General features: G+C 73.6%; 14 protein-coding genes. 6 read left to right on the forward strand and 8 right to left on the reverse strand.

From position 1 onward, the window contains the following. Nucleotides 1–921, forward strand: a 921-nt coding sequence (locus KM933_RS37355; RefSeq protein WP_260334771.1) for a carbohydrate ABC transporter permease, incomplete at its 5' end; no start/stop codon positions are given. Next, entirely contained in the window at nt 918–1,757 is an 840-nt protein-coding gene (locus KM933_RS37360; protein WP_221361571.1) for a carbohydrate ABC transporter permease, read from the forward strand. The genes KM933_RS37355 and KM933_RS37360, both read left to right, overlap by 4 nt. A gap of 165 nt (nt 1,758–1,922) precedes the next feature. On the opposite strand, the gene KM933_RS37365 is transcribed toward KM933_RS37360, so the two are convergent. The 3 genes from KM933_RS37365 to KM933_RS37375 all read right to left on the reverse strand — a co-directional run bounded on the left by KM933_RS37365 (nt 1,923) and on the right by KM933_RS37375 (nt 5,137). Beyond that, on the reverse strand, nt 1,923–3,209 hold the full coding sequence (locus tag KM933_RS37365; RefSeq protein ID WP_221361573.1) for a ribonuclease D: 1,287 nt from the start codon (nt 3,207–3,209) through the stop codon (nt 1,923–1,925). 228 nt (nt 3,210–3,437) lie between these two features. After that, on the reverse strand, nt 3,438–4,100 hold the full coding sequence (locus tag KM933_RS37370) for a response regulator transcription factor (RefSeq protein ID WP_055514175.1): 663 nt from the start codon (nt 4,098–4,100) through the stop codon (nt 3,438–3,440). A gap of 368 nt (nt 4,101–4,468) precedes the next feature. After that, a complete protein-coding gene (locus KM933_RS37375) occupies nt 4,469–5,137 on the reverse strand; it encodes a DUF3000 domain-containing protein (RefSeq protein ID WP_260334773.1) in 669 nt (222 codons plus the stop codon). Nucleotides 5,138–5,334: 197 nt separating this feature from the next. Between KM933_RS37375 and hemE the strand changes: the two genes are divergently transcribed. Continuing rightward, the gene (gene hemE, locus KM933_RS37380) at nt 5,335–6,402 is read left to right on the forward strand and encodes a uroporphyrinogen decarboxylase (RefSeq protein ID WP_221361581.1); all 1,068 of its coding nucleotides are present in this window, start codon (nt 5,335–5,337) and stop codon (nt 6,400–6,402) included. Between the two features lie 133 nt (nt 6,403–6,535). Here the strand turns inward: hemE and KM933_RS37385 are convergent, their stop codons facing one another. After that, complete coding sequence (locus KM933_RS37385) at nt 6,536–7,354, reverse strand: rhomboid family intramembrane serine protease (protein ID WP_221361583.1); 819 nt, start codon at nt 7,352–7,354, stop codon at nt 6,536–6,538. A gap of 102 nt (nt 7,355–7,456) precedes the next feature. Between KM933_RS37385 and KM933_RS37390 the strand changes: the two genes are divergently transcribed. After that, entirely contained in the window at nt 7,457–7,828 is a 372-nt protein-coding gene (locus KM933_RS37390) for a hypothetical protein (RefSeq protein WP_221361585.1), read from the forward strand. Nucleotides 7,829–7,933: 105 nt separating this feature from the next. Here KM933_RS37390 and KM933_RS37395 read toward each other — a convergent pair whose 3' ends face one another. Both KM933_RS37395 and KM933_RS37400 read right to left on the reverse strand, forming a co-directional pair. Then, nucleotides 7,934–9,388, reverse strand: coding sequence for an FAD-dependent oxidoreductase (locus tag KM933_RS37395; RefSeq protein ID WP_221361587.1), 1,455 nt, complete (start codon nt 9,386–9,388; stop codon nt 7,934–7,936). 27 nt (nt 9,389–9,415) lie between these two features. Then, nucleotides 9,416–10,324, reverse strand: a complete 909-nt coding sequence (locus KM933_RS37400) for a DUF4349 domain-containing protein (RefSeq protein ID WP_308013673.1) — start codon at nt 10,322–10,324, stop codon at nt 9,416–9,418. Nucleotides 10,325–10,686: 362 nt separating this feature from the next. Between KM933_RS37400 and hemG the strand changes: the two genes are divergently transcribed. Then, entirely contained in the window at nt 10,687–12,192 is a 1,506-nt protein-coding gene (gene hemG, locus KM933_RS37405; RefSeq protein WP_221361591.1) for a protoporphyrinogen oxidase, read from the forward strand. A gap of 4 nt (nt 12,193–12,196) precedes the next feature. Further along, nucleotides 12,197–12,928 carry a hydrogen peroxide-dependent heme synthase gene (gene hemQ / locus KM933_RS37410; protein ID WP_221361601.1) on the forward strand — a complete coding sequence of 244 codons (732 nt, stop codon included), beginning with the start codon at nt 12,197–12,199 and terminating at the stop codon, nt 12,926–12,928. Between the two features lie 155 nt (nt 12,929–13,083). Here the strand turns inward: hemQ and KM933_RS37415 are convergent, their stop codons facing one another. Both KM933_RS37415 and KM933_RS37420 read right to left on the reverse strand, forming a co-directional pair. After that, nucleotides 13,084–14,664 (reverse strand): alpha/beta hydrolase, encoded by a 1,581-nt coding sequence (locus KM933_RS37415; protein ID WP_221361603.1) that lies wholly within the window; start codon nt 14,662–14,664, stop codon nt 13,084–13,086. 176 nt (nt 14,665–14,840) lie between these two features. Next, nucleotides 14,841–15,360, reverse strand: a 520-nt coding sequence (locus tag KM933_RS37420) for an SCO6045 C-terminal-like domain-containing protein (protein ID WP_488269390.1), incomplete at its 5' end; no start/stop codon positions are given.

The following is a 15,360-nucleotide window of genomic DNA, read 5'->3' on the forward strand; positions in this document are numbered from 1 at the left end:
CGCGCGGAGGCCGCGCCCGCCGCCCGCCGGGCACGGCCCCGCGCCCCGCGCGGGCACCGGCCGTGGCGCGGCCTCACCCCGTGGCTCTTCCTCGCCGCCCCGCTGCTCCTGCTGATCACGTTCACCTACGTGCCGGTCGCCAACATGGTCGCGTACAGCTTCACCGACTGGGACGGCATCAGCCCCGAACTGAGCTACACGGGCGCCGGGAACTACGCCGAGCTCTTCACCCGGCCCGAGCTGTTCGAGGTCTTCTTCGTCAGCGGCTACTACCTGGCCGCCTCGGCGGTCCAGATCGTCGTCGCGCTCTACTTCGCCACGGTCCTGAGCTTCGACGTGCGCTTCCGGAACTTCTTCAAGGGCGTGCTCTTCTTCCCGTACCTGATCAACGGGGTGGCGGTCGGCTTCGTCTTCCTCTACTTCTTCCAGGACGGCGGCACGCTCGACTCGGTGCTGGGCCTCTTCGGCGTCCACCCCGACCACGCCTGGCTGGGCACCCCGGTGTCCGCGAACACGTCGCTGGCCGGGGTCTCCGTCTGGCGCTACCTGGGCCTGAACTTCGTCCTGTTCCTCGGCGCGATCCAGTCCATCCCCGGCGAGCTGTACGAGGCGGCCGAGCTGGACGGCGCGAACCGCTGGCACCGGTTCCGGTACATCATCGCGCCCGGCATCAGGCCGGTGCTCAGCCTGACCGTCATCCTCTCCGTCTCCGGCTCGCTCTCCGCCTTCGAGGTGCCGTTCATCATGACCGGCGGCGCGACCGGCACGGAGACCTTCGTGATCCAGACGGTGAAGCTGGCCTTCCAGTTCAACAAGACGGGGCTCGCCTCGGCCGCCGCGGTCGTGCTGCTGCTGATCGTCCTGGCGGTGACCTGGGTGCAGCGGCGCCTCGTCCCGGACGACAGGGTGGACCTCGTATGACCCCGATCCCGCGCCGGGCGGTCGCCCGGACCCTCACCTACCTCTCGCTGGCCGCCGCGAGCGTGGTCGTCCTGCTCCCGCTCCTCGTCGTCCTGCTGACCTCCCTCAAGTCCGGCAGGGAGACGGCGGACGGCAGCGGGGCGCTCCGGCTCCCCGAGAACCCGCTGAACTTCGACAACTACGTGACGGCGTTCCAGGACGGCCGGATGCTCCAGGCGTTCGGGAACACCGCGTTCATCCTGCTGTTCTCCGTCACCGGCACGGTGATCATCGGATCGATGGCGGCGTACGCGATCGACCGCTACACCTTCCGCCTCAAGAAGCCGGTCGTCGTGCTGTTCCTCGTCGCCACGCTCGTCCCCGGTGTGACCACGCAGGTGGCGACCTTCCAGATCGTCGACAGCCTCGGCATGTTCGACACCCGGTGGGCGCCGATCGCGCTCCACATGGGCACGGACATCGTCTCGATCTACATCTTCCTGCAGTTCGTCCGGTCGATCCCCGTCTCGCTCGACGAGTCCGCCCGGCTGGACGGCGCGAACGCCTTCACGATCTACCGGAAGATCATCCTGCCGCTGCTGAAGCCCGCGATCGCGACGGTGGTCATCGTGAAGGGGATCACCGTCTACAACGACTTCTACATCCCGTTCCTCTACATGCCGTCCGAAGATCTTGGCGTGATCTCGACGTCCCTGTTCCGCTTCAAGGGCCCGTTCGGAGCGCACTGGGAGAACATCTCGGCAGGCGCGGTCCTGGTCATCCTCCCCACCCTCGCGGTCTTCCTCTTCCTCCAGCGCTACATCTACAACGGCTTCACGAGCGGCGCGACGAAGTGAACCTTCCCCACGCCCCGAAAGGGGCGCGGGGAACTGCGCGACCTGGGGGCACCTCCCGGCCGGGGGCTGGAGGACCACGGCGTACGGGCGGCCGCGACAGATCCGCTCCACGAACGGCGATCCGCTCCACGAACGGCGACAGGGCGACCCGGGCGGGCCGTCGGCTCACCCCTCGGGCGTGCCCGTCGCGGCCAGCGCGGCGACCAGCACGGGCGTGACCTGCTCGACCTGCCAGGCCCGGGCCCCGTGCCCCGCGAGGGCACCCGCGACGGACGCCGCGTCCGCAGCGGCCGGCGGCTCCCAGCAGACCCGCCGCACCGTGTCCGGGGTGATCAGGTTCTCCTGCGGCATGTTGAGCGTCTCCGCCAGCGCGGAGACCGCGGCCCGCGCCGCCGACAGCCGCGCCGCCGCGGCCGGATCCTTCTCGGCCCAGGCACGCGGCGGCGGGGGCCCGGTCACCGGCTGCCCCGGCTGCGGCAGCTCGGCGTCCGGCAGGGCCTTCGCCCGGTCCACGGCCGCCTGCCACTGCTCCAGCTGGCGCCGCCCCATGCGGTGCCCGAAGCCGTTCAGCGCGGCGAGCGCGTGCACGTTGGCCGGCACGGCCAGCGCCGCCTCGACGATCGCGCCGTCACCGAGGATCTTGCCCGGCGAGATGTCCCGGCGCTGCGCGACCCGGTCGCGGGTCTCCCACAGCTCCCGTACGACCGCCAGCTGCCTGCGGCGGCGCACCTTGTGCATGCCCGAGGTGCGCCGCCACGGGTCCTTGCGGGGCTCCGCCGGGGGTGCCGCGGCGATCGCGTCGAACTCCTGGCGGGCCCACTCCAGCTTGCCCTGCCGGTCCAGCTCCTTCTCCAGCGCGTTCCGCAGGTCGACGAGCAGCTCCACGTCGAGCGCGGCGTAGCGCAGCCAGGGCTCGGGCAGCGGACGGGTCGACCAGTCGACCGCCGAGTGCCCCTTCTCCAGGACGAAGCCGAGGACGCCCTCGACCATGGCGCCGAGCCCGACCCGCGGGAACCCGGCGAGCCGGCCGGCCAGCTCGGTGTCGAACAGCCGACCGGGGACCATACCTATCTCCCGCAGGCACGGCAGGTCCTGCGTGGCCGCGTGCAGCACCCACTCCACACCGGAGAGCGCCTCGCCGAGGCCCGACAGGTCGGGGCAGGCGACGGGGTCGACGAGCGCGGTGCCCGCCCCCTCACGGCGCAGCTGCACCAGGTACGCGCGCTGGCCGTAGCGGTAGCCGGACGCCCGCTCGGCGTCCACGGCGACGGGGCCGCTGCCGGCCGCGAACGCGGCGATCACCTCGGAGAGCGCGTCCGCGTCGGTGATCACCGGCGGAACGCCGTCGCGGGGCTCCAGCAACGGGATCGGCGCCGGTTCGACGTCGTCCGGAGGAGCGCCTCCGGTGGTTCGCAGTGAACTGTCTGCTGCGGTCTCTTGGGCGTCGGTCACCTGTCAAGGGTATCCGTGGATGGACGACACCCGTCGACGGAACGTTCCGTCGACGGGCGTCCGAGGGGCGTAAACCAGTCAGGCCGGTGCATCCCGCGTGGGCGGAGCGTCCTGGCCGCGCGCGGCGGCGCGCGGTCGTGCGCGGTGGCGGGCGATCCGGGCCGGCCGGATCGTCGGGCGGAGATCGTCGGGTGGATCGTCGGGCGGAGATCGTCGGGCGGGCGGGGGTCAGTGGATGATTCCCGTACGCAGGGCCACCGCCACCATGCCGGCGCGGTCGCCCGTGCCGAGCTTGCGGGCGATGCGGGCGAGGTGGCTCTTGACGGTCAGCGCGGACAGGCCCATCGAGACGCCGATGGCCTTGTTCGACTGGCCCTCGGCCACCAGCCGGAGCACCTCGACCTCACGGCCGGACAGCTCGCGGTAGCCACCCGGGTGGCTCGGGGAACCCGGGGGGCGGCGGTGCATACGGGCCGCGGCGGAACCGATCGGGGCGACGCCCGGCCGGGTGGGGAGCCCGACGTTCGTACGGGTGCCGGTGACGACGTAGCCCTTGACGCCGCCCGCGAGGGCGTTGCGCACGGCGCCGATGTCGTCGGCCGCGGACAGGGCCAGGCCGTTCGGCCAGCCCGCGGCTCTGGTTTCGGACAGGAGGGTGAGGCCGGAGCCGTCGGGGAGATGGACGTCCGCGACGCAGATGTCGCGGGGGTTGCCGATGCGGGGACGAGCCTCCGCGACGGACGAAGCCTCGATCACGTCGCGAACACCGAGCGCCCAGAGGTGGCGGGTGACGGTGGAGCGCACGCGGGGGTCGGCGACGACCACCATCGCGGTCGGCTTGTTCGGGCGGTAGGCGACCAGGCTTGCGGGCTGCTCGAGGAGAACGGACACCAGGCCTCCTGGGGTGCGGGACGGGGGGACCGGCTGTGGGGGATGGAGCCGGGACGAACCGTGCTTTCAAGGTCACAGAGGTCTTCGGCATCAAACCCGTCCGCCTTTAGAGAATGATCACGATTTGGTGAGTAATAATGCGCGCAATTCGGACGCACGATCGATCATCCGAAGATCGAAACGAGTCCGCTCCGCTTCGTTACGAGGCCGAAAGTGGTCGTATCGATAAAAGGCCAAACGTGTTTTCGTGCAGGCCGCAGCCGGTCTGGAGTACACGGAGCGGCCGGCGGAAGCCGGACACACGACCGGAGCCGCACCCCCACGGGGGTGCGGCTCCGGTCGTGTGTCCCGGGTGTCCGGGGGAGCGCTCAGCGGGTCTGCGGGCCCCGCCGTTGCGGGAGGGTGACGACCGAGGCGTCGCCGGGGGCCGCCGGGGGCAGGCCGGCGACCTGGGCGAGGAGGTCGCACCAGGAGGCCAGGTGGGCGGCCGTGTCGGGGACCCCGCCCAGGCCCTCGCGCGGGGTCCAGGAGGCGCGGATCTCGATCTGGGACGCCGCGGGGCGCTGCGCGAGACCGCCGAAGTAGTGCGAGGCGGCCCGGGTGACCGTGCCGCTGGGCTCGCCGCAGGAGAGACCGCGGGCCTGGAGCGCGCCCGTCAGCCACGACCAGCACACCTCGGGCAGCAGCGGGTCGGCGGCCATCTCCGGCTCCAGCTCCGCGCGGACCAGCGTCACCAGGCGGAACGAGCCCTGCCAGGCGTCGTGCCCGGCCGGGTCGTGCAGCAGGACGAGACGGCCGTCCGCCAGGTCCTCGTCGCCGTCGACGACCGTGGCCTCCAGCGCGTAGGCGAACGGCGCGAGCCGCCGCGGCGCCTTCGTCGGATCGATCTCGATCTGCGGCCGCAGCCGCGCGGCCCTCAGCGCGTCGACGGCGGCCCGAAAAGCCGGCGGAGCCGCCTCCGTCGCATCCTGCTCCCCCTCCTTCGGGTCGTCCATTCCGCCAGCGCCGTCCGACAGTCGTCCCTGAGCCGCAGCCATGCGGGGAAGATTAAGGGGAACGGAGCCCGGGCGCAGGGAGGGACACCCGTGCACCGGGCCACTGTCCGGATCGCGTTGCCCGAAAGCGCCCCTGTGCCCGCCCCTCCCCCCGCCGGTCCGCGAAGGGCGCGGAGCACCGGCGACCCCGCCCGGGACCCGGGCCCGGAGCGCCCCCGGTCCGTGCGAGACTTTTCGTCGTGAGCGCCATTGACCGGCCCGAGGGCCAGCAGCCGACCGCGACCTACGACTCCGCCTTCCTCAAGGCGTGCAGGCGTGAACCCGTGCCGCACACGCCCGTGTGGTTCATGCGGCAGGCCGGACGCTCGCTGCCCGAGTATCTGAAGGTGCGCGAGGGCATCCCCATGCTGGAGTCCTGCATGCGGCCCGAGCTGGTCACGGAGATCACCCTCCAGCCGGTCCGCCGGCACCGCGTGGACGCGGCGATCTACTTCAGCGACATCGTCGTACCCCTGAAGGCCATCGGCGTCGACCTGGACATCAAGCCCGGTGTGGGCCCCGTCGTCGAGCGGCCCGTCCGCACCCGCGCCGACCTCGACCGGCTGCGCGAGCTGACGCCCGACGACGTCCACTACGTCACCGAGGCCATCGGGATGCTCACCCGTGAACTCGGCCCGACGCCCCTCATCGGTTTCGCCGGCGCGCCCTTCACCCTCGCCAGCTACCTGGTGGAGGGCGGGCCCTCCCGCAACCACGAGCACACCAAGTCGCTCATGTACGGGGACCCGCAGCTCTGGGCCGACCTGCTCGACCGGCTCGCCGACATCACGGCCGCCTTCCTGAAGGTGCAGATCGAGGCGGGCGCCTCCGCCGTGCAGCTCTTCGACTCCTGGGTCGGCGCCCTCGCCCCCGCCGACTACCGGCGCTCCGTGCTGCCCGCCTCCGCGAAGGTCTTCCGGGCCGTCGAGGGGTACGGCGTCCCGCGCATCCACTTCGGTGTCGGTACGGGGGAGCTGCTCGGGCTCATGGGCGAGGCGGGGGCGGACGTCGTCGGCGTCGACTGGCGGGTGCCGCTCGACGAGGCGGCGCGGCGGGTCGGCCCCGGCCGGGCCCTCCAGGGGAACCTCGACCCCGCCGTGCTCTTCGCCCCCACCGGGGTCGTCGAGGAGAAGGCGCAGGAGGTGCTCGACGCGGCCGCGGGGCTCGAAGGGCACGTGTTCAACCTCGGGCACGGGGTGCTGCCGTCGATGGACCCGGACGCGCTGACCCGGCTCGTGGAGTACGTGCACGGGAGTTCGGCCCGGTAGGGCCGCTTTTCTTCGGGTGCGGGTGCGGGTGCGCCGCGGTCCCCCGGCCTCCGGGCGGGAGGCGCCCCCCCGGGTCGCGCGGTTCCCCCCGCCCCCGACGGGGCGCCTCCTTCCTCCGCGGGCGCGGGGCGGGTCATCGGTGGTGCTGGGCCCTCCTGCCCCACAGGAGACCCCGGGGCTCCGGTGGGGGCGGGGTGCCCCGGCGCAGGGGCCAGGCCAGGAGCATGCCCGCCAGGAAGCCGACCACATGGGCGACGTACGCGACCGTTCCGACCTGCGAGACGCCGGTGCCGGACGAGTACACCGCCTGCAGGCCGAACCAGAAGCCCAGCACGATCCAGGCGGGCAGCCGCAGCGGCAGGAAGATCAGGAACGGCACCAGGACCCAGACCCGGGCTCTCGGGTAGAGCACCAGATACGCGCCCAGCACTCCGGCGATCGCCCCCGACGCGCCGATCAGCGGCTCCCCCGAGTCGGCGTTGACCAGGGCGAAGCCGTACGCCGCCGCGTAGCCGCAGATCACGTAGAACAGCAGGTAGCGGACATGGCCGAGCCGGTCCTCGATGTTGTTGCCGAAGATCAGCAGGAACAGCATGTTGCCCAGCAGGTGTGCCCAGCCGCCGTGCAGGAACATCGCCGTGAGCACCGACAGCCGAGGTGACTTGTCGTAGCCCGGCGGGCCCACGACACAGCCGGGGCCGCCCGCGCCCACGCCCGTGTCCCCGGTGGGCACGGTCGTCGGGAGCTGCCCGTGGACCAGCTCCCGTGGCACCGCCGCCCAGCGGTCCAGGAACGCCTGGAGATGGCACAGCTGGGACAGACCGCTCTCGCCGGTGAGCGAACTCGCCACACCCGGGGTGAGGAGGAAGACCACGAGGTTCGCGGCGATCAGCGCGTACGTCACGTACGGCGTGCGGCGCGCCGGGTTCACGTCGTGCACGGGTATGACCACAAGGGAAGCGTGCCCCGGTTCGGGGACTCTGAACGGGGACGCGGCCGTACGCGTATGTCCCGGCAACCACCCGTGACGCCGGCGATACGTGAGGAACAGATCATGAACGACCGAGCCGCCCAGCAGCCGCAGCCACAACAGCAGCCGCAGTCGTTGATCGCCACACCGGACGGCGAGGCGGAGCTCGCCGTGGTGCTGCGGCTGTCCTGGGAGGACGTCGCCGTGCTCGGCCAGGAGGCCGGGCGGCTGGCCGCGAGCATGCAGCGGCCGGTGACGCTGGACGAGGCGGCGAGCCATCGGCTGCGGGGGCGGCGGACGGGGTCGCACGCGGGACCGGCGGCCTCCCCGCCCGCGGCCGTCGCGCCGGCCGTGGGCGGGCCCCAGGTGTCCGCGGTCTCCGCGCTGTCGCGGACGCCGGGGGAGCAGGCCCGACAGGCCATAGAGAAGATCAACGGGAACGCGCAGGGGGCTTGAACCGCCGTTCAGCCGCTCCGCCGTTCAGCTGCTCCGGCGTGCCGGCGCTCCGGCGTGCCGCCCGGCCGTCGGTGACGGCGCCGGGCGGCACGGCTCCCAGCGCCCTCAGGAAGCGCTCCTGCGGACCGCCGTCACCGCCTGGCGGGCCGCCACCAGGACGGGGTCCCAGACCGGGGAGAACGGCGGGGCGTAGCCGAGGTCCAGGGACGTCATCCGCTCCACCGTCATGCCCGCCGTGAGGGCCACCGCGGCGACGTCCACGCGCTTGCCCGCGCCCTCACGGCCGACGATCTGGACGCCCAGGAGGCGGCCGGTGCGCAGTTCGGCGAGCATCTTCACCGTCATGGGGTCCGCGCCCGGGTAGTAGCCCGCGCGGCTCGTCGCCTCGACGGTGACCGACGCGAACCGCAGTCCCGCCCGGTGCGCGTCCTTCTCGCGCAGCCCGGTACGGGCGATCTCCAGGTCGCAGACCTTGCTCACCGCCGTGCCGACGACACNGGTACGGGCGATCTCCAGGTCGCAGACCTTGCTCACCGCCGTGCCGACGACACCGGGGAAGGTGGCGTAGCCGCCGGCGACGTTCGAGCCGATGACCTGGCCGTGCTTGTTGGCGTGGGTGCCCAGCGCGATGTGGCGCTCGCGGCCCGAGACCAGGTCGAAGACCTCGACGCAGTCGCCGCCCGCCCAGATGTTCTCGTGGCCGCGCACCCGCATCGCCAGATCCGTCAGCAGCCCTCCGTGGTCGCCGAGCGGCAGTCCCGCCGCCGCGGCGAGCGAGGTCTCCGGCCGGACGCCGATACCGAGGACCACCACGTCGGCGGGGTACTCGGCGTCCTGCGTGGCGACCGCGCGGACCCGCCCGTCCCCGCCGGTGAGGATCTTGGTGACCTCGGCGTCGTTCACCATCGTGATGCCCAGGCCCTCCATGGCGTCGTGCACCAGGCGGCCCATGTCCGGGTCGAGGGTGGCCATGGGCTCCCGGCCGCGGTTGACGACCGTCACTTCGTACCCGCGGTTGATCAGCGCCTCGGCCATCTCCACACCGATGTAGCCCGCGCCGATCACGACGGCGCGGCGGCCCTCCGTACGGCTCAGCGTGTCGATCAGGGCCTGCCCGTCGTCGAGGGTCTGCACCCCGTGCACCCCGGGGGCGTCGATCCCGGGAAGCGGCGGCCGCACCGGACGCGCTCCCGTCCCGATCACCAGCTTGTCGTACGAGGTCCACGCCTCGGCCCCGGACTCCAGGTCGCGGGAGCGCACCCGGCCGCCCCCGACGTCGAGTTCCATGACCTCGGTGCGCATCCGCAGGTCGATCCCGCGCTCCCGGTGCTCCTCGGGCGACCGGGCGATCAACCGGTCCCGCTCCGGGACGTCGCCGCCCACCCAGTACGGGATGCCGCAGGCCGAGAACGAGCTGAAGTGCCCCCGCTCGAAGGCGATGATCTCCAGCTCGTCGGGGCCCTTCAGCCGGCGTGCCCGGGACGCGGCGGACATCCCCGCCGCGTCTCCTCCGACGACCACCAGACGCTCTCTCGTGCGCTTCCCGCGGCTCATGCTCATGCGAACACGCTACGGGGGCCCCGCATTTCAGTCCCGTCCGGGCTCGCCCGCGGTGGCCGGGTGGGCGGGGTGGGCCGGCGTCCGGCCCCGCGTCCGGCCCCGCAGGAAACGCAGCCAGAGGAACAGCGGCAGCGCCGCGCCCGCCAGGAAGGGCAGCGCCGCGCCCAGCGCCAGCGCGATCCAGTGGAACATGGTGACGAACGCGTCCCAGCCGCCTCCGAGGGCGTCGGCGATCCCCGGGCCGTCGTCCCCGTCGCCCGCCTCCTCCACCGGCGCTTCGGACAGCGACAACGTGATGGTGGCCAGGCTCGTACGGTCCTTCAGGGACGCCTGCCGGGCCAGCAGCGACTCCAGGTCGGCCTGACGGGAGCTCAGCTCGCCCTCCAGGGTCACCACGTCGCTCAGCCTGGAGGCCCGGTCCATCAGCTCCCGGATGCGCGCCACGCTGGCCCGCTGGGTCGTGATGCGGCTCTCCACGTCGACGACCTGCTCCGTGACGTCCTGCGCCTTCACCCTGCGGTCGACGAGCCTGCCCGCGCCCGCCAGCTCGTCGAGCACCTCCTCGTACTTGTCCGCGGGGACGCGCAGGACGACCCGGGAGCGCTCGCGGCCCCCGGAGTCGCGGTCGGTGGTCTCGTCGCCGACCGTGCCGCCCGCGTTCTCGGCCACCGCGCGCGCCCGGTCGAGGGACCCGGGCACGTCCTCGACCTGCACGGTCAGGGAGGCGGTGTGGACGATGTGGACGGCCGGCCCGGGCGGCGCCTCGCCCCGTTCACCGCTCTGCCCCTTCCCCTCGGCCGCGCCTCGGTGGCCCGCCGCGCCCGCTCCCGCGTCACGGGCCGCGGCCTTGTCGCCGGCGCCCGAGTCGGAAGCGCCGGTGCCGTCCGCGCCGCTGCACCCCGTCAGGGCGAGCGCGCCGGCGAACAGCAGCACCACGAGGAGACGGACGGGCCGCGGGGACCGGGACCAAGTCCCAGTCCCAGTCCCAGTCCCAGTCCCAGTCCAGGACCGGGACTGGGACCGGGACGGTGACGAGGGCGAGAATGAGGACCGGGACCGGGACCGGGACCGGGACGGTGACCGGTGCCCGGTCGTGTCGCTGCGGTGCGTCTGCATGGCTGCTTCCCCCGAAGGTGTCGTGACGACTGGCACTCCTTCGACGCCCGGACCCCGCGGGACGTTGGCCGGACCGGGTCCCGAAGAGGTCACGGTCCGGACTCGCCGGGGACACCCTCCCGGCCACCCGCACGGCCGACGGGGCCCGAGGGAGCGCGGACGGGGTCTGGGACAGTGGAGACATGCACGCAGACACACGTACGGGCACGGGTACGGCCACCGTCACGGGCGCGGGCCACGTCGCCGTCGTCGGGGGCGGCATCGCCGGTCTGGCCGCCGCCCACCGGCTGCTCGACGACGGCGCGCGGGTGACGGTCCTGGAGGCATCGGACCGGCTCGGCGGCAAGCTCCTGCCCGGAGAGGTCGCGGGCGCCCGGGTCGACCTCGGCGCCGAGTCGATGCTCGCGCGGCGGCCCGAGGCGGTGGCGCTGGCCCGTGAGGTGGGTCTCGCCGACCGGCTGCGGCCACCTGCCGCGGCGGGCGCCTCGATCTGGACGCGCGGGGCGCTCCGGCCCATGCCCAAGGGACACGTCATGGGGGTCCCCGCGGACGCGGCCGCCCTCTCCGGAGTCCTCTCCGACGAGGGCCTGCGCCGGATCGAACGGGACCGCGACCTGCCGCCCACGGAGATCGGCGACGACGTGGCGGTGGGCGCGTTCGTCGCGGAGCGCCTCGGCCGCGAGGTCGTCGACCGGCTGATCGAGCCCCTGCTCGGTGGCGTCTACGCGGGTGACGCGTACCGCATCTCGATGCGCTCGGCCGTTCCCCAGCTCTTCGAGGCGGCCCGCACGCACACCTCGCTGACGGAGGCCGTCCGTGAGATCCAGGCGAAGGCCGCACGGAACCGGCACACCGGCCCGGTCTTCATGGGCATCCGGGGCGGCATCGGCCGGCTGCCGCTCGCCGTCGCGGAATCGGTGCGCGCCCGGGGCGGCGAGATCGTCCTGAACGCGCCGGTGACGGAGTTGCGCCGCTTCGCGGACGACCCGGCGGACGCCGGACCCGGCGGAGGCTGGCGGATCGTCGCGGGGGGCCGGGTGCTGCGGGCCGACGCCGTCGTCGTGGCGGTGCCCGCCGGTGCCGCGGCCGCCCTGCTCGGCGCCGAGGTCCCGGCCGCCGCGGCCGAGCTGGCGGCCGTCGAGTACGCGTCCATGGCGCTGATCACCCTCGCCTACCGGCGCGCCGGGACCGCTCTGCCCGCGGGCAGCGGTTTCCTGGTGCCCCCCGTCGACGGGCGCACCATCAAGGCGTCGACGTTCGCGTCCCAGAAGTGGGGCTGGATCGCCGAGGAGAACCCGGACACGGTGGTCCTGCGGACGTCCGTCGGCCGGTACGGGGAGACGGAGATCCTCGGCCGGGAGGACGCCGACCTCGTCGAGGTGTCCCGGCGCGACCTGCGCGAGGCCACCGGCCTGACCGCGGAGCCCCTGGAGACCCGGGTGACCCGCTGGGACGACGGCCTGCCCCAGTACCCGGTCGGGCACCACGCGCGCGTGGCCCGCATCCGCGCACACGTCGCCCGGGTGCCGGGCCTCGCGGTGTGCGGAGCGGCCTACGACGGCGTGGGGATCCCGGCCTGCGTGGCGAGCGCGAACGCCGCGGTGGACGCGTTGCGGGGCGACGGCCGGCTGCTCGCCGCGCTGATCGCGAACCCGGTGCGGAGCCTGCACGGCGGAGCGGGAGAATAGCCCCATGAGTGACGACGCCCCCACCACCGGCCAGGCCAGGACCCCGAACGCGGGCAAGAAGGCCAAGGACCTCAACGAGGTCATCCGCTACACCCTCTGGTCCGTGTTCAAGCTGCGCGACGTACTTCCCGAGGACCGCGCCGGCTACGCGGACGAGGCCCAGGAGCTGTTCGACCAGCTCGTCGCCAAGGACGTCACGGTCCGCGGCACGTACGACGTCTCGGGCCTGCGCGCCGACGCCGACGTCATGATCTGGTGGCACGCCGAGACCGCCGACCTCCTCCAGGAGGCGTACAACCTCTTCCGCCGTACGAAGCTGGGCCGTGCGCTGGAGCCGGTCTGGTCGAACATGGCGCTGCACCGGCCGGCGGAGTTCAACCGTTCGCACGTCCCGGCGTTCCTCGCGGACGAGACGCCGCGCGACTACATCAGCGTGTACCCGTTCGTGCGCTCGTACGACTGGTACCTGCTGCCGGACGAGGACCGGCGCCGGATGCTCGCCGACCACGGCAAGATGGCGCGCGGATACCCGGACGTACGGGCGAACACGGTCGCCTCGTTCTCCCTCGGCGACTACGAGTGGATCCTCGCGTTCGAGGCGGACGAGCTGTACCGCATCGTGGACCTCATGCGGCACCTGCGGGCGTCCGAGGCGCGGATGCACGTCCGTGAGGAGGTCCCGTTCTACACGGGCCGTCGCAAGTCCCTGGCGGACCTGGTCGAGGGCCTCGCGTAGAACAGCGCCCCGTCAGGGGCGCGGGGAACTGCGCGACAAGCCCCCACCGGGCCGCAGCCGAAGCACGGCCTCCGGGGCCCGCCCCGGCGGGGGGTGCCTCACGTCACGTGGCGTCCGCGGGCCGGACGTGGCCGGTCGCGCGGTCCCCCGCGCCCCTAGCGGGGCGCACCCGGCGCCGGGACCGGTTCCGGATGGGGCGCGCAGGACGCGCCCCCCACCGGCGCCCGCCCCTCCAACAGGTACGCGTCGAGGTGGGCGTTGACGCACCCGTTGGCGCCGCCCCCGATCCCGTGCGTACCCGCCCCCCGCTCGGTGACCAGCACCGAGCCCGACAGCCGCCCGTGCATCTCCAGCGCGCCGGCGTACGGCGTCGCCGCGTCGCGCTCGGCCGCCAGGAGCAGGACGGGCGCCAGCTCGCCGGGTCCGGTGCGCACGTCGAGCGGCCGCTGCCGCGGCAGCGGCCAGTACGCGCACGGCAGGTTCATCCAGGTGTTGTCCCAGGTCTCGAAGGGCGCCATGACCGCGAGGCGCGTGCTGTCGCGGTCCCAGGTCCGCCAGGACCGCGGCCAGGGCGCGTCGTTGCACTCGACGGCCGTGTAGACGGCCCGGCCGTTCTCCTGTTCCTCGACCGCGTCCGGATGCGGCCCCGCCTGCCGCACCAGCGGCTCCGGGTCGCCCTTCAGGTACGCGGAGAGCGCCGACGCGCGCTGCGGCCAGTAGTCGTCGTAGTAGCCGGCCTGCAGGAACGCCCCCTGCAGCTGCCCCGGCCCGACCACCCCGCCGGCGGGCTCGGCCGCGAGCCGTGCCTTGACCCGCTCGTAACTGCGCCCCACCTGCGCCGCCGTACGGCCCAGCCCGTACGCCTCGTGGTGCTTGGCCGCCCAGGTGCGGAAGTCGGCCCAGCGGGTCTCGAAGGCGGCCGACTGGTCGAAGTTGTTCTGATACCAGACCTTCGACGGGTCGGGGTTCACGACCGAGTCGAGGACCATCCGGCGCACGTGCGAGGGGAACAACTCGGCGTACAGGGCGCCGAAGTACGTGCCGTAGGACGCCCCCATGAAGGTCAGCCTCCGCTCGCCCAGCGCGGCGCGCAGGACGTCCAGGTCGCGGGCGTTGTTGACCGAGGAGAAGTGCCTGATCGCCCGGCCCGAACGCCGGACACAGCCCTGCGCGTACGCCTTCGCCCGTGCGACGCGCTCCCTCTTGTAGTCCTCCGTGGGGTACGTCGGGGACTGCGAGGGTCCCTTGAGGAGGAGCTGCGGGTCCTGGCAGGACAGCGGCGCCGAGCGGCCCACCCCGCGCGGGGCGTACCCGACGAGGTCGTACGCCGACGCGATGCGCTTCCACTCCGGGACCATGCCGATCAGCGGGAAGTACATGCCGGAGGCGCCGGGGCCGCCCGGGTTGTACACGAGGGAGCCCTGCCGCGGCACGGACCGCCCGCCGTCCTTGCCGGTGGCCCTCACCCGGCTGACGGTCAGCCTGATCTGCCTGCCGCCGGGGTGCGCGTAGTCGAGCGGGACCGTCACCGTGCCGCACTGCAGGGTGCCCGGGCCGTCCTGGTCCTCGGAGCACCTTCCGAAGCGGATGCCCTCGTCCGCGGCGCGTGCGGCGGCGACCGCCGTGCCGTGCCGCTCCGCCCGGCCGGACGGGACCTGGGCGCTGTCGGCGGGCGCGGCGACGAGAGCGGTCAGGACCAGGGACCCGGCTGTTCCGTACAGGGCGGCAGCTCGCATCGCTTTCCCTTCGGTACACGGCCGCACCTCGGTACGCGGCGGCAACGAAAGGGATGTTTCGTGCGGTACCCGGCGAAGTAAAGCACCGGCCCGCGGATGTCGGCCCAATGACCCCGATGCGCGTCCGGCACGCGCCGGTGGCGCCCCCGGTCCGGGTCGTGTCCGCCGGCCGGTCCTCAGCGCCGCGGCAGGACCCGCCGTGCGGCGCGTGCCAGCCGGGCCGCCGGGTGCTGTGACAGGGGCGCGGGGCCCGACCGCTCCAGCCACCAGTCGCTCAGCCTCCGCCGTACGTCCGCGTCCTCCAGGCGGCCGTCGAACAGCAGGTACTCGGCGAAGTCCAGCGCGTCCCGCCGGTAGCCGTCGGTCATCGGACGGCCGTGCGCGTACGCCAGGAATGCCTTCCGGTAGAACCCGGGCCCTGCCCCTGCTCCTGCCCCCGCTCCCGTGAGGATCTCCGGCAGTTCGGGGGCGACCTTCGCCACCACGTCGGCCCGTTTGGCCGCCAGCGCCCGGGCCTGCACGGCCAGCCGGCCCCGGTCGAACCCCTCGGGCACGGGCGTCCCGGCGACGAGCGAGGACAGCAGGGCGGTCTGCGCCAGGGCGAGCCGCCGGCGGGCGGCACCGCCGGACGGCTCCCGCGCCGCCGGGCCGCCGGCGGCCACCGGAACCCCGTCGGTGCGGTCACCGGCGGCCGGG

Origin of the sequence: Streptomyces beigongshangae, assembly GCF_019710745.1 — a bacterium.
GTDB lineage: Bacteria > Actinomycetota > Actinomycetes > Streptomycetales > Streptomycetaceae > Streptomyces > Streptomyces beigongshangae.

Bases quoted from the DNA above. Each gene is read 5' to 3' on its own strand.
- hemG (WP_221361591.1), top strand. From the start codon at position 10,687: ATGCACGCAGACACACGTACGGGCACGGGTACGGCCACCGTCACGGGC.
- KM933_RS37390 (WP_221361585.1), top strand. From the start codon at position 7,457: ATGAACGACCGAGCCGCCCAGCAGCCGCAGCCACAACAGCAGCCGCAG.
- hemQ (WP_221361601.1), top strand. From the start codon at position 12,197: ATGAGTGACGACGCCCCCACCACCGGCCAGGCCAGGACCCCGAACGCG.
- KM933_RS37360 (WP_221361571.1), top strand. From the start codon at position 918: ATGACCCCGATCCCGCGCCGGGCGGTCGCCCGGACCCTCACCTACCTC.
- KM933_RS37415 (WP_221361603.1), bottom strand. From the start codon at position 14,664: ATGCGAGCTGCCGCCCTGTACGGAACAGCCGGGTCCCTGGTCCTGACC.
- KM933_RS37375 (WP_260334773.1), bottom strand. From the start codon at position 5,137: ATGGCTGCGGCTCAGGGACGACTGTCGGACGGCGCTGGCGGAATGGAC.